We start from the raw sequence: 25,746 nt of genomic DNA on the forward strand, positions 1-25,746 counted from the left end.
GGCAGTCAGACCACCGGCGCGGGCGCCGTGACGCACTAAGAACGCGAAACCACCGCCTGTGGGCGCAACTGAAAACGGTCATTGAACATATGGACGCCAGACGCTTCGTGGGTCGACGCGAGCGAAGTGCGTGCGCGGATCGCGTCCGGGCGCTATCTGGCGGGCGTCCATGATGCGCTGTCCGGCCACCTGCATCCGCTCAAGTACTGCCTGGGTCTTGCCGATGCCGCGCGGCGCGATGGCGCGCAACTGTTCGCGCCTTCGCCCGTGCTCGAAGTCGTGCGCGGCGCGCGGCCTGTCGTGCGCACCGCGACGGGCGAGGTGCGCTGCCGCTTCGTCGCTGCATGCGGCAACGCGACGCTCGGCGACGTGCTGCCCGATCGAATCGCCGCGCGCATTGCGCCCATCGCGTCGTATATCGTGGCGACAGAGCCGCTCGGCAAGGAACGCGCCGATGCGCTCATCAAGGACCGCGCCGCCATCTGCGACAACAACTTCTTTCTCGAGTACTTTCGCGTATCGGCCGATCATCGTGTGCTGTTCGGCGGCCGCGCCAGCTCGACGGGTGCGTCGCCCGCACAGCTCGCCGACGACATCCACGCGCATGGTCGCCGTTTTTCCGCAGATCGCGGACGCGAAGATCGAGTATGCATGGGGCGGCTTCGTTGACATCACGCGCAAGCGCGCGCCCGATTTCGGCTACATCGATCCGAACTATTTCTACGTGCAGGGTTTTTCGGGTCATGGCGTCGCGCTGACAGTCATCGCGGGGCGCATCGTCGCGAAGGCCATCGCAGGCGATACGGCGGCGCTCGATCTGTTCGCGCGGCTCAGGCACGCGCGCTTTCCGGGCGGCCCGGCGCTGCGCGGGCCCGCTCTCGAACTGGGCATGCTCTATCACCGCATTCGCGAGCTGTTCTAAGCCGCGCTGCAACACGCATCGCACATGACAGAACAGGTTGGACAAGGGCAGAATGTGCTCCTCGCCTTTGACGCGCCAGGACGGCAGCATTGAAGGCTTACCGTAACCTCCATGTCTACGACGAGGCGTCGATGACTGCCGTGCTCACTTCTGAAATCGCATCGAAATTCGCTGACCTCGCGCTCGCTCACCTGACGCGCGAGTATCCGAACAAGCTCACTCATTCGCTCGCCGGCCCCGAAGACGTGCAGGGGCCACGTGCGCTGCATCCCGTCTTCTATGGCAGCTACGACTGGCACTCGTGCGTGCACGGCTACTGGTTGATCTTGCATCTGATCGAACGCTTCCCCGAGTTGCCGCAAGCGCAACGCATCGTCGCCGTGGTCGACGAGCACTTCACGCAAGACAAGGTCGCGGGCGAGCGCGCGTATCTCGATCTGCCGCACAACCGCGGCTTCGAGCGTCCCTATGGATGGGCGTGGCTGCTCGCGCTGTCGGGCCAGGTCGCGTCGCTGAAGCTGCCGCAAGCCGAACGCTGGTCGAGCACGATCGCGCCGCTGACAGCCGCATTCGTCGAGCGCTTCGAAGAGTTCCTGCCGAAGGCGACGTATCCGCTGCGCGTCGGCACGCACTTCAATACGGCGTTCGCGTTGGCGCTCACGCTCGATTTCGCGCATCGCACGCAACGCGATTCGCTTGCAAAACTGATCGTCGATACGGCGAAGCGCTGGTATTTGAACGATGCCGGATGCCAGGCATGGGAACCGTCGGGCGACGAGTTCCTGTCGCCTTCGCTGATGGAAGCGGAGTTGATGCGCCGCGTCCTGCCGCCCGCCGAGTTTGCCGGCTGGTTCACGCGTTTTCTGCCCGATCTCGCGCAGCATCGGCCCGCGACGCTGTTCGTGCCCGCTACCGTCACCGACCGCAGCGACGGCAAGATCGCCCATCTGGACGGGCTGAACCTGAGCCGCGCATGGTGCCAGCGCTCGCTTGCGCGCGCGCTGCCGAACGACGATCCGCGCCGCGCCGTGCTCTTCGAAGCAGCCGACGTCCATCTGGAAAGTGCATTGGCGCATGTCGCGGGCGACTATATGGGTGAGCATTGGCTCGCCACTTTCGCGACGCTCGCGCTGGAAGCGTAGCGCTCGCCTGACAAGCGTCACCGCAATAAAAATGGCCCGTGTCCATCAGGACACAGGCCATTCCGTTGAGCCAACGATGATCGCGTCGATCAGCGTGAAATCTCGTCGAGTGCGACGCCTCGCGTGCGCGGCCCCATCAATCCGATCACCAGCATCACGATCAGCATCGCGCCCACGATAAACACGAACACGCCCGCCGATCCGAAGTACTTGAGCATCTGTGGGCCACTGGTCTTGTCGCGCACTGCACGAACTCTCTGAGCGCTCGACAGATGGACAGAATGGAAAAATGGCAGACTCGCGTCGGCGCGCGAGCGCGATCGGCTCATGCGTGCGGCTCTCGCGCAGCGGACGCGATCATGAAGGGAAGGCGGTTTGCCCGCGGTGACGCGGCCTGGGCGGAACCTATGTACGCAAGCCGCGCACGCGCACGTGCAGGCGTGCTCAACGGTGCTCGAAATCCTCAGCCGTAATCAGCACGTGCGTGGCGCCCTTTGCAAGCGCCTTGCGTTCGGCGACAGCGGCAATGCGGCGCTGGCCGTTGCCGAATGCCTTCGTGAGGTGCGATTCGTCCGCGCCGCGCTCCAGCCAGAAATGCTGTTCCAGCGCATCGCGCGTAATCGCACACCCTATCGCACGCTTTTGCACGACGATATCGAAAGTCACGGACTGGCCGTTGGTCGAAAGTGCGAAGTTGCGTAAGGACTGTTCCATTTTCAGCCTCTCGTGAGCTGCGATGTACCTTTGTTTCGTGTTGCTTTCATGAAACATGCGCCGATATTCGCGCACTCGAACTATCTCATTCCGCTCGGCACCAATCAGTTCGGGCGAACCCTCGAACCTGGCGAAGCAAACGTTTGGTTAGCCGGTGCGTGCCTGTTGTCCGTGCAAACGGCTGGCGAACATCGATAAAAACGTGCGGCAAGCTGGCATTTTGAAGGGCCGCGCGAGCAGCCCTCATTGCCATCAGACAGACGATTTTATCGGCAGTTGCACCTCGCGTAAGGCAGCGAATTGCACGCGAACCACACGCAAGTTGCCGGCGAATCGCACGCTTTCCGTCTGACGAAAACCGAGCTTGATCAACGCCGCGCATGCTCTCGTATTCAAGCATACAACGCAATCGTTTGCGGCATATGTCAGGTTGCACGCGGGTCGTTTCGTCGTATAAGCCCGTATGATCGGGGCTCTTAAAAGAACGCATACGAAACACCGATGAAGCATGCACGCTGGGCAGGACTCTTCTATCTGCTCGTCACGGCGACAGGATGGGCGCTCAACTGGCCGGCGATGAAAGTACTGTTGCGCGAGTGGCCGCCGCTTTTCTCACGCGGCGTCGCGGGCGTGACGGCGGCGCTTTTGCTCGGCGTCGTTGCCGTCAGCATCGGAGAACAGCTACGCGTGCCGCGCGAGTTCATCCCGCGCCTGATTCTCGCGGCAGGCACGAATGTCTTTGCATGGATGGGCTTCTCTACGCTATCGATGAAATGGCTCAGCGTGAGCGAAGGCGCGCTGCTCGTCTACACGATGCCGATCTGGGCGATGCTGCTCGCGTGGCCCATGCTCGCGCGCAGGCCGTCCGCGATGGAATTTCTCGCGCTGTTGCTCGGCCTCGCCGGAGTGGTCGTGCTGCTCGGCGGGCGCGGCGTTGCATTCGACGCCGGCAAGATCGCCGGTATCGCGTTCGCGCTGCTCGCCGCTGTTCTATTCGCGCTCGGCACCGTGATCGCCCGTACGCCGATTCCCGTTGCGCCGATCAGTCTGGTTGCGTGGCAGGTCGGACTCGGCTGCGCACCAATGATCGCCGCGGGGCTGTTGATCGAGCGTCCCGTTTATGCGTCGCTGCATGCGGACGGCTGGGCCGTGCTGATCTATATGACGCTCGTGCCGATGGGCGTGTGCTATCTCGCGTGGTTCGCGACGTTGCGCCGGCTGCCGCCGCAGATTGCGTCGATCGGCATGCTGCTCGTGCCCATCATGGGAATCGTCGCCGCGGCGCTCGCGCTCGGCGAGCCGCTGGGCTGGAAAGAAGCGCTCGCGATGGCGCTGACGCTAAGCGGCGTCGCGCTGGCGTTGCGGCGCAAAGCGCCGCAGACAGAAGCGGAGTGAAACGCAGCCGCGCGCATGTGTTCGCGACGGCGGTGGACGTGGTTCGCTTCGTCCGTCGCGGCATGCGCTCGCGGCAAACATCGCGAACCACGCGTCAGCACGTTACTTCGCGACAGGCATCGTGAACTCCGCGCCCTTCGCGATGCTGTCGGGCCAGCGCTGCATGATGCTCTTGTAGCGCGTATAGAAGCGTACGCCCTCTTCGCCGTATGCATGGTGATCGCCGAACAGCGAGCGCTTCCAGCCGCCGAACGAGTGCCACGCCATCGGCACGGGAATCGGCACGTTGATGCCGACCATGCCGACCTGGATCTGCCGGCCGAACGCTCGCGCCACGCCGCCGTCCGACGTGAACAGCGACACGCCGTTGCCGAACTCGTGGGCGTTGATCAGTTGAACGGCGCTGGCGAAATCGGGCACGCGCACCACGCACAGCACCGGCCCAAAGATCTCTTCCTTATAGATCTTCATCTGCGTGCCGACCTGGTCGAACAGCGTGCCGCCAATAAAGAAGCCCGCTTCATTCGCGACGGGAAGCGCGCGGCCGTCGACGATCAGCTTCGCCCCTTGCGCTTCGCCCGACGCGATATAGTCCGTCACTTTCGCCCTGTGCTCAGCCGTGACGAGCGGGCCCATTTCCGCGTCGGCATTTTCACCGTTTTTGATCACGAGCGACTTCACGCGCGGCACGAGCTTGTCGATCAGCGCGTCGCCGATATCGCCCACGGCCACCGCCACCGAAATCGCCATGCAGCGCTCGCCAGCCGAACCGTAGGCCGCGCCTATCAATGCATCGACGGCCTGGTCGAGGTCCGCGTCCGGCATCACGACAAGGTGGTTCTTCGCACCGCCCAACGCCTGCACGCGCTTGCCGTGCTTCGTGGCTTCCGTGTAGATGTATTCGGCGATCGGCGTCGATCCGACGAACGACAGCGCGGCGACATCGGGATGTTCGATCAGCGCGTCGACGGCAACCTTGTCGCCCTGCACGACATTGAACACGCCATCGGGCAGCCCCGCTTCCTTCAGCAGCTTCGCGATGAACAGCGACACGGAAGGATCGCGCTCCGACGGCTTCAGCACGAAGGTGTTGCCGCACGCAATCGCGACGGGGAACATCCAGCACGGCACCATCATCGGGAAGTTGAACGGCGTGATGCCCGCGACCACGCCGAGCGGCTGGCGCAGGTTCCAGTTGTCGATGCCGCCGCCGATCTGATCGGTGAAGTCGGTCTTCAACAGATTCGGAATGCCGCACGCGAACTCGACGACTTCGATGCCGCGCACCACTTCGCCTTGCGCATCGGAGAACACCTTGCCGTGTTCACGCGTAATCATCAGCGCGAGTTCGTCGTGGTGCCGGTTCAGCAGCTCCTTGAACTTGAAGAGCACGCGTGCGCGCTTGATCGGGGCCGTCTCGCTCCATGCGGGAAACGCGGCCTGCGCCGCGGCGACGGCGCGCGCGACCTCGTCGGTGTCCGCGAGCGCGAGCGCGCCCGTCACGGCACCCGTCGCGGGATTGAAGACGTCCTTGAAGCGGCCGCTTTGCGGCTCGACTACGGCGCCACCGATAAAGTGGCTGATTTGTTGCACCGACAGCTCTGCGGTTTCGGTGACGGCGTTCATGTCTGGGCCCCTGGCTCGTTGAAGACCCGCCAACTGTATCGGCGCAAACGCCGCTATTCCCGATACAGCCGGATACGAATGCACCTCACTGTATTGCCGTTTGCCAGACGACCGTGCTGGATCGCGCCTGCTTCCGATGCTCGCTCGATGCACGTTTTCGCTTTCGCTACGGCGCTTCGAGCAGATCCTTGAGCCGCGCCACGGCTTCGTCGGACTCCGCCTGAATCTTCGCGCGCAGCCACGCCGCGTTCAGCAACGCGAACCAGAGCGTCGGCGAGCGGTAGATGAAGGTGCGCTCGAACTGCGTGCCGTCCGCGGCGGGCCTCAGCGCATAGCTGACGGTGCCGGCGGGCCGCCCTTCGATCATGCCGTCGATCGTCCACTTGTCCGGACGCTTGCGCTCGACGACCGTCCATACGACCTGTCCGCGCCGCCCCGCAACGCGAAACTCTTCCGTCACCTGCTCGCCGATGTCGAGCGAATGATCCGTCGCGCCCGTCACCGACAGCGACGACGGGTGCCACGCCGGCCAGTGAAGAGGCGTGGTCACGAAGTCGAAGACAACGGTGCTCGGCCGCGCGATCGGCATCAGCGAGACGATGCGCGTCGACAGATCGAGCGCGCGCGGCAACGGGATGAACAGGATCCCGAGCGCAGCCGCCATGCACGCCAACGTGACGATCGTTCGCAGTAGCGTTTTCATCGTTGTTCGCGCCGGGTCGGCGCGCGCCAGAATGCACGAGGGAAAATGCCGGCGCTTGATGGGATAAAGGGGGAAGGTGGGCAGCCGGCCTCGCAATCTTACTGCCGCTGTCTCGCAGCGGTAGCAGCGAATGCGGTCCCCGGCACAATATGCACAAATACGCGCGCACGCGCGCAGACGCGGACGAACGCCGCAGCGCACATTCACGTCATGCCGTCACGCCCAGGCGATTGTCACTGATGCAAGCTCTCCCGTTACGTCTGCACCCCGGCCAGGACCTGCGCGACGCTATCGAAGACGCCACGCGCCAGCTTGGCGCTTGCGCCGCGTTCGTCGTCCAGGGCATCGGCAGCCTCAGCGCCGCGCAACTGCGCTTTGCCGGCGTGGACCAGCCAGCCGCACTGCGCGAAGACCTCGAAATCCTGACGCTCGCTGGATCGGTAGCACGGGAAGGCGCGCACCTGCACATGTCGGTCGCCGACGCGCAGGGGCGCGTCTATGGCGGACATGTCGCGCGCGGCTGCGTCGTGCGAACGACGGTTGAAGTTCTGCTCGCGCTGCTGCCGGATCACACGTTCTCGCGGGAGCCGGATCCGCAAACGGGGTTCATGGAACTGTTCATACGCAACCGGCCACATGGCATCGAAGGGAAATAGCCGCCCGGGAAATGGAAGCAGCGGGACGCAGCGGGACGCAATGTCACGCGCGCGATGCCGCACGGTTGCGCATCTGGCGGCCTGGAACGTTCTTCGCTTGTCTGTTCGATCGACCACAGTCCGCGCGATATAGGAGCGCGCGCGGCAATGCCTTACACTTGTCGGGTCGGAAACGCAGGGTCATTAATCCGTTTGTTCCAGGAGGAAACGTCCGTGGCAAATGATCAAATGTTGGCGCAGATTTCTGATAAGGCGGGCTTCATCGCCGCGCTCGACCAGAGCGGCGGCTCCACGCCGGGCGCATTGCGGCAGTATGGTATTTCGGACGACGCGTATAACGGCGACGCCGAAATGTTCAAGCTGATTCACGAAATGCGCGTTCGCATCATCACGGCCCCTGCATTCACGGGCGAAAAAGTCATTGCGGCGATTCTGTTCGAAGCCACAATGGACGGCCAGGCGCAAGGCAAGCCCGTCCCGTCGTTCCTGTGGGAAGACCGAGGCGTCGTGCCGTTCCTCAAGGTCGACAAGGGGCTCGAAGCGGAAAGCGACGGCGTGCGCCTGATGAAGCCGATTCCCGGACTCGACGCGCTGCTCGATCGCGCACGTGAACTCGGCATTTTCGGCACCAAAATGCGCTCGGTGATCGAGCAGAATTCGCCGTCGGGCATCGCCGCCGTGGTCAAGCAGCAATTCGAATACGGCGCGCAGATCGACGCGCGCGGGCTCATGCCGATCCTCGAGCCCGAAGTGTCCATCAAGACGCCGGACAAGGCCGGCGCGGAAAAGACGCTGCGCGACGAAATCATCAAGGGTCTCGACGCGTTGCCCGCCGACAAGCAGGTGATGCTCAAGCTGACCATTCCCGATGTGGCGGACTTCTACAAGCCGTTGATCGATCATCCGCGCGTCGCGCGAGTCGTCGCGCTTTCAGGTGGCTATACGCGCGCCGAAGCATGCGAGCGGCTCGCGAAAAACCACGGAATGATCGCGAGCTTTTCGCGAGCGCTGATCAACGATCTGAAGAAGCAGATGAGCGACAGCGAATTCAACGCGAAACTCGCAGAAGCGATCGACGAGATTTACGAGGCCTCGTCCGTCAAGGCCTGACACGCTGGCCGGGAGGCCGCGCTTGCGGACCGCGAAATCCAAGGGCCGCGGCTGCAGTGCCGCCGGACGGCACTGCAGCGCAACCGTGCGCGGTTCTATCTGCGCGGCCGGACACGAACAGCGTGTGTCACATCAATGCGCGGTCGGCGGGACGTCAGGATCGACATAGTCGCTGCGCGAGCGCCAGTACGGATCGCGGTTGTAGTACGTGTGCAGCGACTCGCCCCACTGCGCCTCGGCCATCGAGGGCCAATGATCCTTGTCGAAGCCCGGTTCGTCCTTCAGGCGCTGCGCGCTGATATCGACGTGGAAGCACTTCTGGTCCGTATCGAGCGTCAGCGCGCTCCACGGAATCGCGTGCAGCTTGGCGCCCATGCCGAGAAAGCCGCCCTCCGACAGCACGGCGTAAGCGATTCTTCCACTGCGTACGTCGAGCATGATGTCGGAGATCTTGCCGACGTGCTCCCCGTCTGACGAATACACCTTGGTCCCGTCGAGCGTCGACGCGGCCATCACCTCCGGCCCCGGCCCCTCGCCGACGCCGCCACCCACGATATCTGCACCGCCTGTTCTGCGCGTTTGCGGATTGATCGAACCCATGGTTCACCTCCTTCGAAAGTGAGTGGGTAAATCGCGCGCAAGGCGTGTACCCGGGGTACGCGTGCTCTCCGACCGCCTGCAAACTTTACACATCGCGCAACCGCACGGGTCGTTTTTCCCGTGCATCGACGCCGCCTGGCAGTGAACAGCGCCGGCGCGACACGCCGCCGCACGGCTGCTGCGCCTGAAACGACGGCAACTGCTTCTTACGTCAACAACCTCGCGCGCCTACGATAAACCCATGAAAGCGCGCGATCGACGCGTGCTGCAGGAGAACCAAAATGGCTTTGCTGAACATGATGCGCATGGTGTTGTGGAGTTTCTTCGGCGTGCGGCGCGGCGCCGCGCACGAGGCCGATCTCGCCACCGTCAACTTGCCGCTGCTTCCCGTGATGGCCGTTGTGCTCGCGATGTCGTTCGGCGCGCTGCTGTTTGCATTTGCGAAGATCGCCGTGACGATCGCGCATTGATTACGAAGCGTCAGCGCGCCCGCCGGCTGCCGCCTTCGCGATCAGTTCGCCGAGTATGCGAATCGCGCGATCGATGTCCGCGCTCCATGGATGTCCGAAGTTCAGCCGCACGCAATGCCTGAAACCGCGCGATGCCGAGAAGATCGGTCCCGGCGCGAGACTGACGCCCTGTTCGATTGCCTGTCTGTGCAGCATCAACGCGTCGATTTGCTCGGGCAATTCCAGCCACACGAAATAACCGCCCGACGGACACGTCCATTTCACGCCCTTCGGCATTGCGCGCCTTAGCGCCAGATTCACCGCATCGAGTTGCGCACGCAGCGCGGCGCGCAATTTGCGCAGATGCCGGTCGTAGCCGCCATGCTGCAGATAGTCGGCGATGCCAGCCTGTACGGGAATGCTCGCGGAGAGCGTCGTCATCAGCTTTGCGCGCTGCACTTTCTCCGCGAATCTGCCTGCGGCGGCCCAGCCGATCCGATACCCCGGCGCGAGTGTCTTTGAGAAAGAACTGCAATGCATGACGAGCCCTTTGCGGTCGAATGCGATTGCGGGCAAAGGGTAATCCGCCTGGAAATGCAGTTCGCCATATACGTCGTCTTCGATCAACGGCACCTCATGCCGCGCGAGCAGTTCGACGAGTGCCTTTTTCCTTTCCAGCGGCATCGTCGCACCCGTCGGGTTCTGGTAGTTGGTCATGAACCAGCACGCGCGAATCGGATGCTTGTCGAGCGCTTGAGCGAGCGCATCGAGATCGAGTCCGCTTTGCGGATCGACAGGAATTTCGACCACGCGCAAATCGAGTCTTTCGATCGCCTGTAGCGCGGCATAAAAGCCGGGCGACTCGACGGCCACTACATCGCCTGGACGCGTCACTGCCATCAGGCAAAGATTCAGCGCTTCAAGCGCGCCATTGGTGACGACGATTTCATCCAGTGGTTGCGACAGACCCATGCCCAGATAACGCAACGCAATCTGCTGGCGCAACGCTTCATTGCCGGGCGGCAAATCGACCACCGTGCTCCACGGATTCATCGACCGTGAGGTTTGCGCAAGCGACTTGGCAAGGCGCGGCAATGGAAACAACACAGGCGAAGGAAACGCGGACCCGAGCGGCACCACGTTCGTGTGCTTTGCCGCTTCGAGCACGCTAAACACGAGCTCGCTGATATCGACCTTCGCGGACTCGGCAAGCGCGCGCCTTGCAACGGCCTCCTGCTTGCCGCGAACGGCCGCGCCGGGCGCGACGTAATAGCCAGAGCGCTCCTGTGCGCGAATGAGCCCCCACTCTTCAAGCAGATAGTAAGCGCGAAACGCAGTCGACTGACTCACGCCATGCTGAGCGATGACCTGACGCAACGACGGCATGCGCGCGCCTACGGCGAGGCTGCCCGAGCGTATTTCGGCCGCCATCGTATTGGCGAGTGCTTCATATCGAGTCATCGAACCTTGCGCGCTGCGGGCGCTCCTTTTTAACTGAAGCTTTTTATACTAATCGGTCAAGGCCCGAGCGATCAACGTCTGCTGATTCTTCCCTCCTGCTCTCACCTCCTGCCTTTCATCGACAGATATACGACAGCTGCGCATACGGCCGCCACCATCGCGGCAGCGGCAAAGGCTCGCGAGAAGCCCGTGCCGTAACTGGAGCGCGCAATGCCGACCAGTGCATCCGTCAATGCCGGCGGATATAGCGTGAAGGCTCGCGTGAAATCTCCCGCCATCACGCGCTCGGCGAAACCCGGCACGAACGGCAGATGCATGCGCGACATCTGTTCGGCCAACGCGCCTCGCACCCCCTCGGCCAGCACCGCGCCGAGACCGGAAAACCCAAGCAAAATGCCCGTGAAGCGCGATGTCGTGCTGATGCCGGAAGCCATGCCCGCGCGCTCGCGCGGCACCGTGCCCATGATCGCCTTTTGCGTCTCGCCGTTCAGCAGACCGCCGCCACTGCCGAGCAGCGCCATTGCAACGATCAGCCACGCGGAATTCGCACTGCGAGCCGCCACCATCATCGCCAGGTTGCCGGATGCGACCACTGACAACCCGAGCGCCAGGATGCGCCGCGAGTCCAGATAAGCGCCGAGCCTGCGGCCGACCTGCGGCAGGATCAGCATCGCGAGCGCAAAGGGCAGCATCCCCGCCCCCGCGCCGAGCGCGCTTTCGCCACGCGCGTTTTGCAAGAAAAGCGGCAACAGGGAAGCCATCACCTGCGCCGACGATGCATAGGCGAACATCGCAACGATCGCCCCGACAAACGGCAGCGAACGGAACAGCGCGAGATCGAGCATCGGATGCGCGCGCCGCTTTTCGACCGTCGCAAATACGGCGAACAGAACGACCGCGCCACCCGCGCGCGACACAACGGCTGTGCTCAACCAGCCGTTGTCAGGGCCGAGAATCAGCGCCCACGTCAACGAGAACATCGCGGCCGCGAACAGCGCGATGCCGGGAAGGTCGAGCGCGCGCGGCGTCGGATCGCGCGATTCCTCGACGATCCTGATCACGCCCGTGGCCAGCATCGCGCAGATCGGCACATTGATCGCGAATGCCCATCGCCAGCCCAGCCACGCGTTGATCAGTCCGCCGATCAGCGGCGAGAGGACCATCGTCAGGCCCATGATGCCGCCCCACACCGCCCAGGCCCGCGCGCGTTGGCGCTCGTCATGGAATGCGTGTCCGATGATCGCGAGCGCGGGCGCAAGCAGGAAGGCCGCACCGACGCCCTGCACGGCACGCGCGATATACAGCAGCGCCGCGTTCGGCGCGACGCCGCATGCTAACGATGCGATCGAAAATAGCGCTATGCCTAGCAGAAACACGCGCTTGCGCCCGAAGCGGTCGGCCAGCGATCCCGCAGGCAGCAATAGCGCGGCGAAACACAGCACGTAAGCGCTGATCACCCATTCGATATCGGCAAACGAAGCGTTCAGATCGCGCGCGATGGTCGGCAGAACGATGCCGACCACGTTGGTGTCGAGCACCGTCATTGCGCAACCCATCGACGCGATCAGCAAGAGCGGCGTACCGCGAGAGGCAGAACGCGTGGTCGTGATCGAGCTCATCGGAATGGCTTCGTGTAAACGGATGGAAGTGCGTATTCCACCAGCTTTTTCTATTCCGTTCATTGCCCTTCGTGCTGAATATAATTAGGCAACACCTAATACGGAAAGTACGGCTCATGGAACTCCGGCATCTGCGTTATTTCATCGCCGTTGCGCAACGGCTGCATTTTGCGCAGGCTGCGGAGGCGCTCGGCATTGCGCCGCCCACGCTGACCGTGCAAATCCAGGAAATGGAGCGCGTGTTGCAGGTGCAACTCTTTCGCCGCACCAAACGCTCGGTCGCGCTCACGGCTGCGGGTGAAGCGTTTCTCGTCGAAGCACGCGAAACCATCGCACAGTTCGAACGCGCGCTGCATATCGGCCAGCGGGCCGGGCGCGGGGAACTGGGGCGCATCCATATCGGCTATGTCGGCTCGGCGGCTTTTTCGGGCATCCTGCAAAAGCAGATTCGCGCGTTCCGCAAAGCGCGGCCAAACGTGCTCGTGCAGGCAACGGAGCATGCGATGGGCGAGCTTCCCGCGCTGCTGGAGCAAGGCCGCGTCGATGTCGCGTTTGTGCGCTTGCCCGTCGAGCTGCCGCCGTCGCTGCGCGCGCATGTGCTGGCGCGCGATGCGTTCTGCGCAGCGGTTCCCGCCGAACATACGCTGGCGTCCGCGACGGGCCCGATCAAGGCGCGCTCGCTCGCGGGCGAAACGTTCGTCGTGCCGGAGCAGGATCTCGGCACGCGGGAAATCGCGCGTCGCGGGCGGTTCAGTCCGCATATCGTCAGCGCGCCGGGCACGCTGCTCGCCGTGCTGACGCAGGTTTCCGTGGGCGCGGGCATCGCCATCGTGCCGAATGTGCTGACGCGGGCCGTCAACCTGCCGAACGTCGTCTTCAAGACGCTGGCGGGCGAGCCGATCGTGTCGGAGGTCGCCGCCGTATTCCGGAAACACGAGCACTCGCCCGCGACGAAGCGGCTGATCGGACAGATGACAGGCACAGCCGACTAGCGAATGAGTACTTTCCCGGGCTTTTACGCCGCCCGCGTCCTATCATTGGAGAACGATGCTGCCGCCCGACGCCATGCCGTCACCATCGGAATCGCGCGAAGCGGACTGGATCGATCCTTGCTGCACAGCACCGAAGCGAATGCCCCAGACCGGTCTGCCGGGCCCAGGACCGCGCAAAACGCGCCCGACAGGCGGCACGAGGGTGCGTTCGTGAATCTCACTGGCACTCACGGAGAAATCAAATGACCATCGAATTCACCAGCCGCCGGCATGTCGTTGCCGCATCGCGAGTCGCATTCGAAGCGACCGTCGAAGGAAAAGAGGTATGGTGCAGCGTATCAATCGACGCCCTGAACGACCACTTCGGCAATACGGGTACGTCGTCTCACGATCTGATCGCAGCGTTCGAAGGTAACCGGAAGGCAATTGAAGCGGCAGCGCGCCGCGTGCTACAGCGAAATGGGGGACAGTCGGTCGAACTGGAGACCCGTGACTTTCACTAGCTAAAGACAAGTGCGGCATCCGCGCGCCGGAAAGCAAGGCCGGCGCGCGATGCCGCCGGGTACAGGCGAACGCCGAAACCTCGGCTAGTGCCGAAGAGGCAATTTCTCCTCTCATTCGCTTGAAACACCGCGCACAAGGGCGTTAAAGACCGCCTCTACGGTACTCGAACCGAGTCGTCGCTCTAATCGGGATCGACGTAAAAAGAAGAGCGGCAGTCCGCTCGCCTCCCGTTCCATTGGCGCACATCTGAAACGAGTCGTTTTCATCGCAGACATTGACTTGTCTTCGCGTCGAAACTTATCCACTGAACCCAAAGCAGGCAACCTGACAAAGTGTTGCCAACTTGCCAATCGCTTTCAAGGAAACTTGCCCCTTGGCAATAACGGATTTTCCTTGGTCGTCGCAAGCCACCCGGTCAGACGGAAAAGATACGGCTCACGGCGACGCTCAGCACGTCGCCCTTGTGCGCTGCGGAGAAAAGAGAAGCGTTGACGCGCGCCCAATCCGCAAATGAATCAGGCACAAAGAAGCGGACGAGACCAAAGCCTCGCCCGCTTCTATCTTTTATGCGCGGGACTTTCTTGCGGCTTTCGTGGCAGCCGTTCTTTTTCTGGCAACGCCGTTCGCGCCGGCGGCCTTTGCACCTCCGACCAGAAACTTGCTGCGGTCCTTTTCGGCCGCCAGCCACGCCGGAGCGGGACCACGGCCGCTCCAGGTCGCCCCTGTTTCAGGGTGACGATACTTGGCAGGCTGCGGTCCCTTCGGCTGACCATTGCCCGCTGCGCCCTTCACGGCTACGCGCTTGACCGCCTGGGCCGACGCGCCGCCAACGAGGTACTTGTTGCGGTCTTTCGCCGCCGCGATCCAGGCAGGTGCCCGGCCATGTCCCGTCCAGGTCGCGCCCGTTTCAGGGTTCATGTATTTGGCGACACCTTTTGTCTGCACACCTGCCGACTTCAGCGAAGGACGACCACGTTTCTTATGGCCGAGATGCGCAGCGATGTCCGCCGTGGTCAAATTGTGCTTTGCCATCAATGCCCGAATGTTTTCCAGCGCGACCGTCGACTTTTGCGAGGCGATCGCCTCCGCCTGGGCCTGAAGCTTTTTTATCTTTGCTTGAAGTGCTTCGAGTGTAGCCATCTTGATACTCCTGATTGAAGATACCGGCACTATGCCATGGACAAGTCATATATGGCTAGAGTTCATCCATTACATGAAAACACAAACGCCTTTCGTTCTGCCACCTGAGTTCTGGTGGAAAGGTTAAAACGGCAACCGGAAGAGCGTGCCGCGAATGTCAAAAAGCTTGCATCGGAGTTGATTGTCCACAAAGTCAAACTGCCCAATTATCCACTCAATCCATAAGAGCCATCGTTATACGAAAGCGCTGACTCGGCAATTGAGAAAGTTCCTGGCCCATCTTTTGAGCCGTCGATTTCCAAACGACCAGGGCCAAGCATTAAAATTCAGAGCTGATGCCTGTTTTTATTAAAGATCAATCTTGAACCGTGCGTATGCGTTGATTTGCCATCACGTTGGCATCCCGATAACCCATATTGCATGACATAGCCGGCTTCCTGCGACTGAGTTTGCACTGTACGCAAAATGAATGGAACGGCAGCGCCCGGAACAATGCAAAAGGCCGGGCCTGCACTTTACAGGACCCGGCCTTACGTCTTGCGCCGAATAGCGAATGGGCTCTTGCGTTTATCCAGCGGACTCGATATGTGCCGCCAGTTCCCTTCAGCCAGCCAGTTTGCGGAACGTTTCGAGCACTGCATCGCCCTTGAACGGCTTGACGATCCAGCCCTTCACGCCCGCCGCCTTGCCGCGCTCCTTCATCGCGGGACTGCTTTCCGTCGTCAGCATGATGATGTTGACGCTCGTATTGGCCAATTCACTGCGGATCTTTTCGGCCATTGTCAGGCCATCCATATTCGGCATATTGACATCGCTGACGATGAGACGAATGCCCGGCGACGCTTTCAGTTTCGCGAGCCCATCTTTGCCGTCCACTGCCGTATCGACGTCGAGGCCGTTTTTCCGCAGAAAGCCCGCCACTTCATCGCGAACCGCGCTCGAATCGTCCACTACCAGAACCTTTGCCATTGCTCACCCCGTCACGCCTTTCAAGCGGCGCATTGATTGAAAATATGATCTTTGCCGGTTTCAGAAGAGTTCCAGTTCGCCGGCGCTTTCCTCGACCTGAGCCGCCTGCGCGGCAAAATCGACGGGCGCGCTCGCGCATACACACAGCGTCGCGCCCAGTTGTACGTTTGCGCCGACGGTCACGCGAAAAGCAGCGAGGTAATCCGGCTTCAACTCCGTCAAATGGGAAACGCAGGCGCCGCTCAGCTGATATGGCGTCGACATTCCGAGATCCGGAAAGTACTCGACCAGTCGCTGATTGATCGCGCCACAACACAGATTGCCGACTTCCATCAGCGCTTCTGGCAACGCACGATCTTCGGCGTCGCGCAAATAATAGTCGCGCGTTGTCTGATCGTCGTCGAAATGCAGTACGAGCAGAAAGCGAAATGCAATCGATGAAATGGTCAAAACAACGATATGGCTCGCGAGCGCGGTATTGGCCTGATGCGCGTCGAGTGCCGTGATTTCGCACGCGTCGCCGGCATTGACGGGCAAACGCGTGCGTGCGGACTGGAAAAAGATCCGTTCGAGACTGTCTTTCGCTTGCTGACTGATCACGTCGTCGCCTGTTCTATCCGGGATTGAATCTGGCCGGCGAGCGACTCGACGCTTGCCAGCGAAGCAGTGATCATCTTGCCGCCCGCCTGAATGTCCTGAAACGTGGCCGTCGTGATGAGGTCGTTGCGGTTCAGGCTGTCGTGATAGCTCTTCGACAGTTCCTGCGAGCGCGCCGCCAGCGCGCGCACTTCACTCGCGACGATCGAGAACCCGCGTCCCGCCGCCCCCGCGCGGGCCGCTTCGATCGACGCATTCAGCGACACGATCAGCACGTGACGCACGATCGACGACAATTCATTGTTCTTCGTGTGCATGTCGTGGTTCTGCGCCATCAGCGAAATCATCTGCTCATGCCAGCGCTCGAACGTCGCCGACAGATTCCGCAGGCGTGCCGCCTCGGCGCAAAGGCGCGTCGCCTGATGCAGCCATTCGTCTTTTTGCTGCAGCAACGCGTTCAAGGCGGCGCGCGCCTGTTCCGCCTGCGCCGACTGCTGCACGAGATCGCCACGCAACGTGTCGACGAGCGCGTGCAACTCGCGCGCCCGCTGCTCGTGCTGCCGCACTTCGGCTGCATGATGCTCTTCGGCCTGCGCAACGCGCTTGCCCTGCGACGCCACCGCCATGCACTGCTGCGCAATGACGTTTCTCCTGTACCACCACCGATGCGCGAAAAGCGCCGCGAGCGCGCTCAACGCGCCGCCCGCCACTGCCGCAATCACATACTGTTCAACCACGACATATCCCCGTCATGCTATTCGGAAAGCGCGTTGGCCTGAATCGCCGTCACGGTTCGGGCCGCATCGTCCATCGATGTGCCGACGCTATCGACGGCGGCATTCTCCGGCAGATAGACGATCGTCTGGAACTGGCGGAAGTCCGCGCCTGCATGATCGTCGGTAAAGCGCAAATCGATGCGCCCGCCTTCGCGCTTGATGAAATCGCGCACCGCATCCATGCCGACGCCGCGACCTGAGACTTCCGTCACATTTTGAGCCGTCGAAAAACCCGGACGGAAAATAAACTCGGCCACTGCTTCGTCGCTCAGTTGCGAATCCGGCTGGAGCCAGCCGCGCTCGGCCGCGATGCCGCGAATGCGCGACAGCGCGAGGCCGCGGCCGTCATCGCTCAACGTGATCTGCAATGCCCCTTCCGCGACGCCCACTTCGATATCGATCACACCCGCTTCGGGCTTGCCGAGCGCCAGGCGTTGTTCGGCCGTCTCGATGCCGTGATCGACGCAATTGCGCAACAGATGCATGAAGACATTCTTCAGTGCCGTGCCCGCTTGCGACCGAACGCGATAGCCGTTGTCGTCGATGCGCACGGCGGGGGCCGCCTTGCCGAGCTCGGCGGCAAGCGAAGGCAGCGATTCGAGCACGCCCGCCAGCGCGTCTTCGATCATTTCCGTGCCGAGCAGACGCAAGGTTCGGCGCACCGAATCGCGCGCCGACAGCAGATCGCGCATGTCGGCCGGGTTCGCCGCGTCGAGCAGGCGCAGGCTTTCCTGAATGTGCTCACGGTCGACCATCAGATAGCGTTCGACGCTGCCGCCACGGCCCGCCTTGCGGCCAAGACTGACTTCGTTGATCGTCGCGTAGTGCTGAAGCGCTTCCTTGACGCGCGCGAGTTCGGCGATCAGTTGCTCCTGATCCCATTCGTGCGCCGAATCGGGACGGCGCAATGCGTCATACCGCTGCTCGGTTTCATGCACGATGCTCGTCAGATGCTGAAGGCTATAGGTGCGTGCATTGCCTTTGATCGTATGCATGTTGCGAAATAGCTCTGCAACAGCCGAACCGTCCGCCTGCGTATGCTGGCGAATGATGCGCTCATTCTCGTTGATGAAGCCCGTCGCGCTCTCGACGAAATGATGGAACTTCTCCTCGCTCACTGCGAGAATCTCGCCGATCATTTCCAGGCGGCGCTTTTGTTCTCCCGCTTCTGCCGCGAGCTGGCGCAGTTCTGTCACGTCGCGCACGCACAGCATCAGACGCATGACGATGTCGTTTTCGTCGGTGATCGCGGACCAGCTCATATCCAGCGTTTTCATCCCGCCATTGGGCATCTCGCGCATCAGTTCGTTGACGAGCAGATGCTGGTTGAATTCGAAGTTGATGCTGTCTTCACCAATGCACGCCGCTACGGCCGCTTCGACTTGCGAAACCGTGTCGGCGCCGAGATTGCTGTCGCCGAATACGAGATCCATCAGTGGACGGCCGGCAATGTCCTTCGTTTCGAAGATCTCTTCCAGATATGCCGAGTACTCGGAGTGAATCACGGCACCGTCGACGACCGTCAAAATGCCTTGCTGCATGTTCTGCAGCATCGCCTGAATGTCGGCCGTCTTTTGTTTCAGTTGCGCGCAGCTTTGCTGAATCTTCTCGATCATGCCATTGAACGCGACGATCGAATGACCGATTTCATCCATGCGCCCGACAGGCACACGGCGCGTGAAATCCTGGCTCGACGCGATCTCGCTCATCATCGACTGCATGCGCGACAGCGGCCGTGTGATCTGGCGATACAGCAGCAGGCCGATCGCGATCAGCACGAGAATCGCCGCGCCCGATGCGCTTGCAATTGCCGTCGTGGTCGTTGCGAGGCCTTCGTTGAGCCCTTCGATTGCATCGTCTTTCTGGCGGTTCTTCTCGATGCGCAGCGTTTCGACGATGCCTTCCAGTTCGTCGCGGTACTGTGCGACATTGGCGAACAAATAAGCCTGCGCCATGTCATTCTTGCCTTCGGCCTTCATTTTCGCGGTATCGTTGATCGCCGCGAAGTAGTTCGCGAGGCTGTCGCGCGCCTGCGTGACGAGCCCTTTTTGCGCGTGACTCGCGGCCGCTTTCGCCTGCACGTCGAGGGCGTCGCGCAACGACTTCTGTTTCGTCGCGAGTTCCTTTTGCGCCTGCTCGACCATATTCGCATCGGGTGCATAGACGAGCGTCATCGTTGCAAGCTGGACGTCCTTGACCTGCGATACGAGATCGGCCGAAGCGAGCGCGCTCGGCACGACGCCCTGCGTCACTTGCCGAACGTCTGCGGCGCTGCCGCGTGTCTGATAGACGGCGTATCCGCCGATTGCCGATAAGGCAACCAGCATCAACACCACGAGTAAAGTGATGCGGTGACGGATGCTCATGTGATATTCCCCGTGGTCTGTCACTGCTATGCCGCAGTGCTACCCGTCTTGAATAGTCGATTTAACGGGCGACGGGATTATCATCGGCGGGTCATGACGAAGCTGTGAACAACGCGCATTCTTCTGCCAATTGAGAAGCGCAATAGTACTTGTACGCAAATGGGCCTAAAGTTTTCGGATTACCCGCCGTTAACCGCAGGCTTCGTTTTCCGGGTGCGGCTCGACCGCATGCTCCATTTCAGCCTCAGTTCGTGACAAACGGCTGTGCGGCCGGCCCTTTCGGACTCACATTGAGACGCTCGTATTCGGCAATCAGCTGCGCGCCGAACAACATTAGCGTCGCGAGCGCTTCGAGACTGAATAGCACGATGATCGCCGTCGTCAGCGAACCATAAACGACGCTCACCTGCGATAACGTCGCAAAGTACCAAACGAGCACGCGCCGCGTGATTTCCCACAGCACCGCGGCCGCCACTGCGCCGACGAACGCGTGCCGCGGTGTCGTGCGCCCCGCAGGTATCACCAGATAGATCGCCGTCAGTACGAAGATTTCGCCCGCCAGTCCGAACAGATAGAGCATGACGCGCATCGGGCCCGTCAATGAGACTTCGTGGTCGAACAATACGATGCTGTCGCTTGCGACAGACTGAAGACTGCTCGTGACGATAGTCACGAGCAGCACGCCAATGCCAAGCGAAAGGCTGAACAGGTAAGGCATGATTGCCGACAGCAAAAAGTGCCTGCGCCGAATGGCGACGCGATGCACGAAGATGATCGACAGCGCATTTTCCAGCACCGTGAACGCGAGCGAACTGAAGAAGATCATCGTGACCACGAGGAACCAGCCGATCACCGCGCGATGCGCGAGAAAGTTGGCAAGCTCCCGGACAATCGCTTTCGATTGTCCCGGCACCAGCCATTCGAGCAGACGCGCAAGTGTATCGAGCAGCAGCTGCTCGCCGACGAAATGACTGAACGCGATCGCGACGAGTATCAGCAGCGGCACGATGGACAGCAGCGCGTAATAGGCAATGGCGCCTGCCAGCAGCAACCCCTGGTTCTTGCGGAAAGCCTTGAATACCTGCAATGTGAATTGCGCGGGATGCGTCGCGACGAAATGCAGCGCGCGGTTGTGCATCGTCCTCACGTCGACCTCCGCTCGCGTCGTTTGCCGGCGGGCGAGACGCGCGTCGCGCGTTGCGGCGCCGGCTTCGAAAGCGTAGCAAGCGGCGGTCCTGCGCTTCTTCGAATGGTCTTGCGCTTTGTCCCGAATATCGAATTGCCTTATTCGGGCTTCGTGTTTCCTCTAAAAAAAAACCGCCAGCGAGCAGAGGCTGGCGGGCGAACGTCGGCAGGGACAGGACCTGACGGCGTCTCTCGGAAAAGAGACTGATACTGACTTTATATCCACTCGCTTCGTGATTCTGCGTACATGTTCTGTAAAGAGCGGATGTCCCAGGTGGGGAGAGCGCGTTCCGCTGTTTGAATATGCAGATGACGCGCCACTCTCCCCGGTCCAGACTTAGTGAACGACTTGCAGGCCACCGAAGTTCAGGATCGTCGGGATGTCGACCTTCGTCTCGGTTTGTGTGACGGGTGCCACGACAATCGCCGGGCTGGCGAAGCCGCCGCCGAACGCCGCGTTCGTGTTGAACGCGTTGACGTTGGCGCCACCGCGTACCGTCGAGAGTGCTTCGGCCGAAAGTTCTTCGCTGTGGGAAATGTCTTTGATGGTGAGCGTTGCCATGGTGAATCTCCTGATAGGTGTGGTTCAGTTGAACTGGAAAGTGATTGCTTTGCGCGGCTTAGAGCAGCACGCCTTGCAGGCCGCCGAAGTTCGCGATCGTCGGGATCGAAACCTTCGTGTCGGTCTGCGTGACGGGTGCTACCACCGCGGCCGGGCTGGCGAAGTCGCCGCCGAATGCCGCGTTGATGTTACCGACGTTGTAGTTGCTGCCGCCACGTACCGTCGAGAGCGCTGCGACGGAGAGTTCGGCGTTGTGCGAGAGGTCTTTGATGGTCAGCGTTGCCATGATGAAGCTCCTGATAGGTGTGGTTCGGTTCAACTAGAAGAGTGATTGCTTTGTGTGGCTTAGAGGGCGACGCCTTGCAGGCCGCCGAAGTTCGCGATCGTCGGGATCGAAACCTTCGTGTCGGTCTGCGTGACGGGTGCCACCACCGCGGCCGGGCTGGCGAAGCCGCCGCCGAATGCCGCGTTGATGTTGCCGACGTTGTAGTTGCTGCCGCCACGTACCGTCGAGAGCGCTGCGACGGAGAGTTCGGCGTTGTGCGAAAGGTCTTTGATGGTCAGCGTTGCCATGATGAAGCTCCTGATAGGTGTGGTTAAGTTGAACTGGAAAGTGATTGCTTTTTAGGGCTTAGAGCGCGACGCCTTGCAGGCCGCCGAAGTTCGCGATCGTCGGGATCGACACCTTCGTGTCCGTCTGCGTGACGGGTGCGACGACAATCGCCGGGCTGGCGAAGCCGCCGCCGAACGCCGCGTTCGTGTTGAACGCGTTGACATTCGCGCCACCGCGCACTGTCGAGAGTGCTTCGGCCGAAAGTTCTTCGCTGCGGGAAATGTCTTTGATGGTGAGCGTTGCCATGATGAATCTCCTGATAGGTGTGGTTCGGTTCAACTAGAAAAGTGATTGCTTCGTATGGCTTAGAGCAGCACGCCTTGCAGGCCGCCGAAGTTCGCGATCGTCGGGATCGAGACCTTCGTGTCCGTCTGCGTGACGGGTGCCACCACCGCGGCCGGGCTGGCGAAGCCGCCGCCGAATGCCGCGTTGATGTTGCCGACGTTGTAGTTGCTGCCGCCGCGCACTGCGGAGAGCGCCAGGACGGAAAGTTCTTCGTTATGCGAAAGATCTTTAATGGACAGCGATGCCATGATGAATCTCCTGATAGGCTTTTGTTTCGGTTGGAAGAGCACTATTCGTTGCGCTCGCCCCTACATATGCATGGGCTGTGCCAATCTTGCTCCGCGCGCTTCGCTTTTTGTCAAACGCTTGAGAACAAAGGGTTTTGGCCGCATCACCAGGTTTCCACACCGAAATTCAGGCATTTCATGAGCCGCCGACAGGCTGTCATTGACCAACAGATAATCGCGGAGCTGTCTGTTTTGATCGAACAACGGTCCGAGTGACGCCGCGATGAACCGATAAAGCACAGCCGCGCTCGACCCGGAGCACCGCGCTCGCGTTTCCGATCGCAGCGCACGAAAAAAAGCCCGCCAGCGGAAGAACCGCGTGGCGGGCGGGAGCCGGCAGGGACAAGACCTGACAGCGGCTCGGAAGAACGACTACTACTGGTTTAGGTCCCCTTCAACTGCTTTCCCCGTCTCGTAGTTTTTGTTGCGATCGAATTCAAGCGACGCTTTGCGGCTGCTATGGATTTACAGGCCCTTCAGCCATTGCAGACCACCGAAGTTCAAAAGCGTCGGAATATCGATCTTCGTATCCGTCTGGATGACGGGCGCTACCACGATCGCCGGACTTGCAAACCCGCCGCCGAAGGCAGCGTTCATATTGCCGAAGTTGAAGTTGCTGCCGCCGCGCACCGCGCTCGATGCCGCAGTGGACAGCGTTTCGTTGCGCGAGAGATCGGTGACTGTCAGCGAGGCCATGGTAGTGCTCCTGGTATAGCGTGTCGTGGTTGGGAGAGCGCGATCCGGATGCATTTGAGCGTGCAGAAGAAGCGCCGCTCTCCCTGGCCTGGACTTAGTGGTGGACGTATTGCAGGCCACCGAAGTTCAGGATCGTCGGAATGTCGACCTTCGTCTCGGTTTGTGTGACGGGGGCGACCACGATCGACGGGCTGGCGAAGCCGCCGCCGAACGCCGCGTTCGTGTTGAACGCGTTGACGTTGGCGCCGCCGCGTACCGCTGAGAGTGCTTCGACGGAAAGTTCTTCGTTATGCGAAATATCTTTGATGGTCAGCGTGCTCATGATGAATCTCCTGGATTGGAATGGCTTACGGTTTAACTATGGACGTTGGGCTTGCCGCTTACAGTACGGCTTGTTCGCCGCCGAAGTTCAGGATCGTCGGGATCGAGACCTTCGTGTCGGTCTGGTTGACGGGTGCGACCACGACGCCTGGGCTGGCAAAGCCGCCGCCGAATGCCGCGTTGATGTTGCCGACGTTGTAGTTGCTGCCGCCGCGCACTGCGCAGAGCGCTTCGCCGGAGAGTTCTGCTTTGTGCGAGAGATCTTTGATGGTCAGCGTTGCCATGATGAAGCTCCTGATAGGTCGGTTTCGGTTGGAAGAGCACGATTCTTTTGCGCTCGCTGCCATATATGCACAGGATGTGCCAATCGCTGCCCGACGTTTGCGTCCTGTCCGTAACCCGTTGAAAAGTAAAGAAATTATCCGCCCACGACCGGCTCATCCATCGCGCTCGCTACGACCCGGCGGCGAAAGCGCGCCCCCAGGCGACCAACAGATCAGTTGAAACCTGTCTGTGTCGACCGAACAGCGCCTTGCCACTTTCGATCGAATTCAACGCTCGAATTTGCTTGGCGATCAATTTTTCGATCTTTTGCTCTTTAACAGAGCATTTGATCTACAAAACGACGAAAGAAGGTAGGAATTACCCCTACGACAACGACCGCATGTTGCGTTGCAAACCTAGGTATTTCGCGGTGCGGACGTCATCCATCTCCTAACGACGAATAAATCTGCTGCGACGCACAATTCATGATTCACCTTGACACTCAGCCGAGCCGAATCTTAAATAAAGCCAATTGATTTAGTTATTCGCCGCGTCGTCACGTGCGACCCAGAAGGGGCGATCAGCGCCCCAAACGTCAAACCGATTTGCTGTACATAACGTCGTTGTCAATCATCCGGAGGAGCGTCCCATGAACCCCAATTCCCGCAGGCAACTGCGCCGCGCGTCCCGTGTGCAACCCATCGCTAAGGGCGTCGCGGCCGCGTGCTTCGCCGCATCGGCGCTTTGGTGCGCCGGCGCAAGTCTCGCGGCCGATCAGCCCATCGTCGGCCTGATCACGAAGACCGACACCAATCCTTTCTTCGTCAAGATGAAGCAAGGCGCGGAATCCGCCTCGCAAAAGGACGGCGCAAAGCTGTTGACGGCCGCCGGCAAGTTCGACGGCGACAACGCGGCGCAAGTCACGGCGATCGAAAATATGATCACCGCGGGCGCTAAGGCGATCCTCATCACGCCGAGCGACACGAAGGCGATCGTGCCGAGCATCAAGAAGGCGCGCGCGGCAGGCGCGCTCGTGATCGCGCTCGATACGCCCACCGACCCGCAGGACGCCACCGACGCCCTCTTCGCCACCGACAACTTCAAGGCCGGCGTGCTGATCGGCGAGTATGCGAAGGCCGCGATGGGCGGCAAGCCCGCGAAGATCGCGACCCTCGATCTCGCGCCGGGCGTCTCAGTCGGCGTGCTGCGTCACAACGGCTTCCTGCAAGGCTTCGGCGTGAAGGAAGGCGATCCGTCGATCGTTTGCAGCCAGGACACGCGCGGCGATCAGGCGAAGGGTCAAACGGCGATGGAAAACTGCCTGCAAAAGGCGCCCGACATCAACGTCGTCTACACGATCAACGAGCCCGCCGCAGCCGGCGCCTATCGCGCGCTGAAAAACGCGGGCAAGGAAAAGAGCGTGATGATCGTCTCCATCGACGGCGGCTGCGAAGGCGTGCGCAACGTGAAGGCCGGCGCGATCGCCGCGACGTCGCAGCAATACCCGCTGAAGATGGCCGAGCTCGGCGTGCAGGCGGGCGTGGATTACGCGAAGTCGGGCAAGAAGGTCTCGGGCTATCACGATACGGGTGTCACGCTGATCTCCGACAAGCCGCAAAACGGCGTGAGCAGCAAGGACACGAAGTTCGGCCTCGACAACTGTTGGGGCAACAAGTAGGCGCGCAGGCCAGCAGCAAAGACGCAGTGACCAGGCAGTAGCGGAGGTGCGCGCGACGCGCATCTCCATGAGTTCTCCAGCGTGAGCACGGCGGGTCCCCACGCCCGTCTTGCA

29 protein-coding genes and 1 pseudogene are annotated in these 25,746 nt (G+C 61.3%); 9 read left to right on the top strand and 21 right to left on the bottom strand.

Features of this window, described 5'->3' with window-relative positions:
* Positions 1 to 126 precede the first annotated feature (126 nt).
* Both J8I87_RS46240 and J8I87_RS05705 read left to right on the top strand, forming a co-directional pair.
* Positions 127 to 922 (top strand): annotated as a pseudogene (locus tag J8I87_RS46240) (NAD(P)/FAD-dependent oxidoreductase).
* A 131-nt stretch (positions 923 to 1,053) separates the two neighbouring features.
* On the top strand, positions 1,054 to 2,064 hold the full coding sequence (locus J8I87_RS05705; RefSeq protein ID WP_209930642.1) for a DUF2891 domain-containing protein: 1,011 nt from the start codon (positions 1,054 to 1,056) through the stop codon (positions 2,062 to 2,064).
* A gap of 89 nt (positions 2,065 to 2,153) precedes the next feature.
* On the opposite strand, the gene J8I87_RS05710 is transcribed toward J8I87_RS05705, so the two are convergent.
* Entirely contained in the window at positions 2,154 to 2,309 is a 156-nt protein-coding gene (locus J8I87_RS05710) for a hypothetical protein (protein WP_209930656.1), read from the bottom strand.
* A 199-nt stretch (positions 2,310 to 2,508) separates the two neighbouring features.
* The gene (locus J8I87_RS05715; protein WP_209930471.1) at positions 2,509 to 2,778 is read right to left on the bottom strand and encodes a DUF1488 family protein; all 270 of its coding nucleotides are present in this window, start codon (positions 2,776 to 2,778) and stop codon (positions 2,509 to 2,511) included.
* 501 nt (positions 2,779 to 3,279) lie between these two features.
* On the opposite strand from J8I87_RS05715, the gene J8I87_RS05720 reads away from it, so the two are divergent.
* Positions 3,280 to 4,173, top strand: a complete 894-nt coding sequence (locus J8I87_RS05720) for a DMT family transporter (RefSeq protein WP_209930472.1) — start codon at positions 3,280 to 3,282, stop codon at positions 4,171 to 4,173.
* Between the two features lie 102 nt (positions 4,174 to 4,275).
* Here the strand turns inward: J8I87_RS05720 and J8I87_RS05725 are convergent, their stop codons facing one another.
* Both J8I87_RS05725 and J8I87_RS05730 read right to left on the bottom strand, forming a co-directional pair.
* On the bottom strand, positions 4,276 to 5,799 hold the full coding sequence (locus J8I87_RS05725; RefSeq protein ID WP_209930473.1) for a CoA-acylating methylmalonate-semialdehyde dehydrogenase: 1,524 nt from the start codon (positions 5,797 to 5,799) through the stop codon (positions 4,276 to 4,278).
* Between the two features lie 166 nt (positions 5,800 to 5,965).
* The gene (locus J8I87_RS05730) at positions 5,966 to 6,502 is read right to left on the bottom strand and encodes an SRPBCC family protein (RefSeq protein ID WP_209930474.1); all 537 of its coding nucleotides are present in this window, start codon (positions 6,500 to 6,502) and stop codon (positions 5,966 to 5,968) included.
* 239 nt (positions 6,503 to 6,741) lie between these two features.
* Here J8I87_RS05730 and J8I87_RS05735 point away from each other — a divergent pair, with 239 nt between their 5' ends.
* Positions 6,742 to 7,158 carry a PPC domain-containing DNA-binding protein gene (locus tag J8I87_RS05735; protein ID WP_209930475.1) on the top strand — a complete coding sequence of 139 codons (417 nt, stop codon included), beginning with the start codon at positions 6,742 to 6,744 and terminating at the stop codon, positions 7,156 to 7,158.
* A 213-nt stretch (positions 7,159 to 7,371) separates the two neighbouring features.
* Positions 7,372 to 8,268: a fructose bisphosphate aldolase gene (locus J8I87_RS05740; RefSeq protein ID WP_209930476.1), complete on the top strand. Its 897-nt coding sequence runs from the start codon at positions 7,372 to 7,374 to the stop codon at positions 8,266 to 8,268.
* A 132-nt stretch (positions 8,269 to 8,400) separates the two neighbouring features.
* Here J8I87_RS05740 and J8I87_RS05745 read toward each other — a convergent pair whose 3' ends face one another.
* Positions 8,401 to 8,868 carry a PRC-barrel domain-containing protein gene (locus J8I87_RS05745; protein ID WP_209930477.1) on the bottom strand — a complete coding sequence of 156 codons (468 nt, stop codon included), beginning with the start codon at positions 8,866 to 8,868 and terminating at the stop codon, positions 8,401 to 8,403.
* Positions 8,869 to 9,149: 281 nt separating this feature from the next.
* Between J8I87_RS05745 and J8I87_RS05750 the strand changes: the two genes are divergently transcribed.
* Positions 9,150 to 9,338, top strand: coding sequence for a DUF2970 domain-containing protein (locus tag J8I87_RS05750; RefSeq protein ID WP_209930478.1), 189 nt, complete (start codon positions 9,150 to 9,152; stop codon positions 9,336 to 9,338).
* Here the strand turns inward: J8I87_RS05750 and J8I87_RS05755 are convergent, their stop codons facing one another.
* Both J8I87_RS05755 and J8I87_RS05760 read right to left on the bottom strand, forming a co-directional pair.
* Positions 9,339 to 10,778 (bottom strand): PLP-dependent aminotransferase family protein, encoded by a 1,440-nt coding sequence (locus J8I87_RS05755; protein ID WP_209930479.1) that lies wholly within the window; start codon positions 10,776 to 10,778, stop codon positions 9,339 to 9,341.
* Positions 10,779 to 10,879: 101 nt separating this feature from the next.
* Positions 10,880 to 12,397, bottom strand: a complete 1,518-nt coding sequence (locus tag J8I87_RS05760; protein WP_245253720.1) for an MFS transporter — start codon at positions 12,395 to 12,397, stop codon at positions 10,880 to 10,882.
* A 116-nt stretch (positions 12,398 to 12,513) separates the two neighbouring features.
* On the opposite strand from J8I87_RS05760, the gene J8I87_RS05765 reads away from it, so the two are divergent.
* Together J8I87_RS05765 and J8I87_RS05770 are read left to right on the top strand one after the other, a co-directional pair.
* A complete protein-coding gene (locus J8I87_RS05765; protein WP_209930481.1) occupies positions 12,514 to 13,389 on the top strand; it encodes a LysR substrate-binding domain-containing protein in 876 nt (291 codons plus the stop codon).
* Positions 13,390 to 13,631: 242 nt separating this feature from the next.
* Positions 13,632 to 13,892, top strand: a complete 261-nt coding sequence (locus J8I87_RS05770; RefSeq protein ID WP_209930482.1) for a DUF1488 domain-containing protein — start codon at positions 13,632 to 13,634, stop codon at positions 13,890 to 13,892.
* 565 nt (positions 13,893 to 14,457) lie between these two features.
* On the opposite strand, the gene J8I87_RS05775 is transcribed toward J8I87_RS05770, so the two are convergent.
* The 14 genes from J8I87_RS05775 to J8I87_RS05840 all read right to left on the bottom strand — a co-directional run bounded on the left by J8I87_RS05775 (position 14,458) and on the right by J8I87_RS05840 (position 23,974).
* Positions 14,458 to 15,033, bottom strand: coding sequence for an H-NS family nucleoid-associated regulatory protein (locus J8I87_RS05775; RefSeq protein ID WP_209930483.1), 576 nt, complete (start codon positions 15,031 to 15,033; stop codon positions 14,458 to 14,460).
* A 603-nt stretch (positions 15,034 to 15,636) separates the two neighbouring features.
* On the bottom strand, positions 15,637 to 16,002 hold the full coding sequence (locus tag J8I87_RS05780) for a response regulator (RefSeq protein ID WP_209930484.1): 366 nt from the start codon (positions 16,000 to 16,002) through the stop codon (positions 15,637 to 15,639).
* A gap of 60 nt (positions 16,003 to 16,062) precedes the next feature.
* On the bottom strand, positions 16,063 to 16,602 hold the full coding sequence (locus J8I87_RS05785; RefSeq protein WP_209930485.1) for a hypothetical protein: 540 nt from the start codon (positions 16,600 to 16,602) through the stop codon (positions 16,063 to 16,065).
* A complete protein-coding gene (locus tag J8I87_RS05790) occupies positions 16,599 to 17,336 on the bottom strand; it encodes a methyl-accepting chemotaxis protein (protein ID WP_209930486.1) in 738 nt (245 codons plus the stop codon). The genes J8I87_RS05785 and J8I87_RS05790 overlap by 4 nt, the downstream gene beginning before the upstream one ends.
* Positions 17,337 to 17,353: 17 nt before the next feature.
* A complete protein-coding gene (locus J8I87_RS05795) occupies positions 17,354 to 19,741 on the bottom strand; it encodes an MCP four helix bundle domain-containing protein (protein WP_209930487.1) in 2,388 nt (795 codons plus the stop codon).
* Between the two features lie 244 nt (positions 19,742 to 19,985).
* Positions 19,986 to 20,879: a YihY/virulence factor BrkB family protein gene (locus J8I87_RS05800; RefSeq protein WP_209930643.1), complete on the bottom strand. Its 894-nt coding sequence runs from the start codon at positions 20,877 to 20,879 to the stop codon at positions 19,986 to 19,988.
* Between the two features lie 384 nt (positions 20,880 to 21,263).
* A complete protein-coding gene (locus tag J8I87_RS05805) occupies positions 21,264 to 21,488 on the bottom strand; it encodes a hypothetical protein (protein WP_209930488.1) in 225 nt (74 codons plus the stop codon).
* 58 nt (positions 21,489 to 21,546) lie between these two features.
* Positions 21,547 to 21,774 (bottom strand): hypothetical protein, encoded by a 228-nt coding sequence (locus tag J8I87_RS05810; RefSeq protein WP_209930489.1) that lies wholly within the window; start codon positions 21,772 to 21,774, stop codon positions 21,547 to 21,549.
* Between the two features lie 59 nt (positions 21,775 to 21,833).
* The gene (locus J8I87_RS05815) at positions 21,834 to 22,061 is read right to left on the bottom strand and encodes a hypothetical protein (protein WP_209930490.1); all 228 of its coding nucleotides are present in this window, start codon (positions 22,059 to 22,061) and stop codon (positions 21,834 to 21,836) included.
* 58 nt (positions 22,062 to 22,119) lie between these two features.
* Positions 22,120 to 22,347: a hypothetical protein gene (locus tag J8I87_RS05820; protein ID WP_209930491.1), complete on the bottom strand. Its 228-nt coding sequence runs from the start codon at positions 22,345 to 22,347 to the stop codon at positions 22,120 to 22,122.
* A gap of 59 nt (positions 22,348 to 22,406) precedes the next feature.
* Complete coding sequence (locus tag J8I87_RS05825; RefSeq protein ID WP_209930492.1) at positions 22,407 to 22,634, bottom strand: hypothetical protein; 228 nt, start codon at positions 22,632 to 22,634, stop codon at positions 22,407 to 22,409.
* Between the two features lie 504 nt (positions 22,635 to 23,138).
* The gene (locus J8I87_RS05830) at positions 23,139 to 23,369 is read right to left on the bottom strand and encodes a hypothetical protein (RefSeq protein ID WP_209930493.1); all 231 of its coding nucleotides are present in this window, start codon (positions 23,367 to 23,369) and stop codon (positions 23,139 to 23,141) included.
* Between the two features lie 94 nt (positions 23,370 to 23,463).
* The gene (locus J8I87_RS05835) at positions 23,464 to 23,691 is read right to left on the bottom strand and encodes a hypothetical protein (RefSeq protein ID WP_209930494.1); all 228 of its coding nucleotides are present in this window, start codon (positions 23,689 to 23,691) and stop codon (positions 23,464 to 23,466) included.
* A 58-nt stretch (positions 23,692 to 23,749) separates the two neighbouring features.
* Positions 23,750 to 23,974, bottom strand: coding sequence for a hypothetical protein (locus J8I87_RS05840; RefSeq protein ID WP_209930495.1), 225 nt, complete (start codon positions 23,972 to 23,974; stop codon positions 23,750 to 23,752).
* A 629-nt stretch (positions 23,975 to 24,603) separates the two neighbouring features.
* Between J8I87_RS05840 and J8I87_RS05845 the strand changes: the two genes are divergently transcribed.
* On the top strand, positions 24,604 to 25,632 hold the full coding sequence (locus J8I87_RS05845; protein WP_209930496.1) for a sugar ABC transporter substrate-binding protein: 1,029 nt from the start codon (positions 24,604 to 24,606) through the stop codon (positions 25,630 to 25,632).
* The last annotated feature ends 114 nt before the right edge of the window (positions 25,633 to 25,746 follow it).

Origin of the sequence: Paraburkholderia sp. LEh10 (assembly GCF_017814945.1) — a bacterium.
In the GTDB taxonomy this organism is placed as follows: Bacteria; Pseudomonadota; Gammaproteobacteria; order Burkholderiales; family Burkholderiaceae; genus Paraburkholderia.

Bases quoted from the DNA above. Each gene is read 5' to 3' on its own strand.
- J8I87_RS05705 (WP_209930642.1), top strand. From the start codon at position 1,054: ATGACTGCCGTGCTCACTTCTGAAATCGCATCGAAATTCGCTGACCTC.
- J8I87_RS05715 (WP_209930471.1), bottom strand. From the start codon at position 2,778: ATGGAACAGTCCTTACGCAACTTCGCACTTTCGACCAACGGCCAGTCC.
- J8I87_RS05720 (WP_209930472.1), top strand. From the start codon at position 3,280: ATGAAGCATGCACGCTGGGCAGGACTCTTCTATCTGCTCGTCACGGCG.
- J8I87_RS05725 (WP_209930473.1), bottom strand. From the start codon at position 5,799: ATGAACGCCGTCACCGAAACCGCAGAGCTGTCGGTGCAACAAATCAGC.
- J8I87_RS05730 (WP_209930474.1), bottom strand. From the start codon at position 6,502: ATGAAAACGCTACTGCGAACGATCGTCACGTTGGCGTGCATGGCGGCT.
- J8I87_RS05735 (WP_209930475.1), top strand. From the start codon at position 6,742: ATGCAAGCTCTCCCGTTACGTCTGCACCCCGGCCAGGACCTGCGCGAC.
- J8I87_RS05745 (WP_209930477.1), bottom strand. From the start codon at position 8,868: ATGGGTTCGATCAATCCGCAAACGCGCAGAACAGGCGGTGCAGATATC.
- J8I87_RS05750 (WP_209930478.1), top strand. From the start codon at position 9,150: ATGGCTTTGCTGAACATGATGCGCATGGTGTTGTGGAGTTTCTTCGGC.
- J8I87_RS05755 (WP_209930479.1), bottom strand. From the start codon at position 10,778: ATGACTCGATATGAAGCACTCGCCAATACGATGGCGGCCGAAATACGC.
- J8I87_RS05760 (WP_245253720.1), bottom strand. From the start codon at position 12,397: ATGAGCTCGATCACGACCACGCGTTCTGCCTCTCGCGGTACGCCGCTC.
- J8I87_RS05765 (WP_209930481.1), top strand. From the start codon at position 12,514: ATGGAACTCCGGCATCTGCGTTATTTCATCGCCGTTGCGCAACGGCTG.
- J8I87_RS05770 (WP_209930482.1), top strand. From the start codon at position 13,632: ATGACCATCGAATTCACCAGCCGCCGGCATGTCGTTGCCGCATCGCGA.
- J8I87_RS05775 (WP_209930483.1), bottom strand. From the start codon at position 15,033: ATGGCTACACTCGAAGCACTTCAAGCAAAGATAAAAAAGCTTCAGGCC.
- J8I87_RS05780 (WP_209930484.1), bottom strand. From the start codon at position 16,002: ATGGCAAAGGTTCTGGTAGTGGACGATTCGAGCGCGGTTCGCGATGAA.
- J8I87_RS05795 (WP_209930487.1), bottom strand. From the start codon at position 19,741: ATGAGCATCCGTCACCGCATCACTTTACTCGTGGTGTTGATGCTGGTT.
- J8I87_RS05800 (WP_209930643.1), bottom strand. From the start codon at position 20,879: ATGCACAACCGCGCGCTGCATTTCGTCGCGACGCATCCCGCGCAATTC.
- J8I87_RS05805 (WP_209930488.1), bottom strand. From the start codon at position 21,488: ATGGCAACGCTCACCATCAAAGACATTTCCCACAGCGAAGAACTTTCG.
- J8I87_RS05810 (WP_209930489.1), bottom strand. From the start codon at position 21,774: ATGGCAACGCTGACCATCAAAGACCTCTCGCACAACGCCGAACTCTCC.
- J8I87_RS05815 (WP_209930490.1), bottom strand. From the start codon at position 22,061: ATGGCAACGCTGACCATCAAAGACCTTTCGCACAACGCCGAACTCTCC.
- J8I87_RS05820 (WP_209930491.1), bottom strand. From the start codon at position 22,347: ATGGCAACGCTCACCATCAAAGACATTTCCCGCAGCGAAGAACTTTCG.
- J8I87_RS05825 (WP_209930492.1), bottom strand. From the start codon at position 22,634: ATGGCATCGCTGTCCATTAAAGATCTTTCGCATAACGAAGAACTTTCC.
- J8I87_RS05830 (WP_209930493.1), bottom strand. From the start codon at position 23,369: ATGGCCTCGCTGACAGTCACCGATCTCTCGCGCAACGAAACGCTGTCC.
- J8I87_RS05835 (WP_209930494.1), bottom strand. From the start codon at position 23,691: ATGAGCACGCTGACCATCAAAGATATTTCGCATAACGAAGAACTTTCC.
- J8I87_RS05840 (WP_209930495.1), bottom strand. From the start codon at position 23,974: ATGGCAACGCTGACCATCAAAGATCTCTCGCACAAAGCAGAACTCTCC.
- J8I87_RS05845 (WP_209930496.1), top strand. From the start codon at position 24,604: ATGAACCCCAATTCCCGCAGGCAACTGCGCCGCGCGTCCCGTGTGCAA.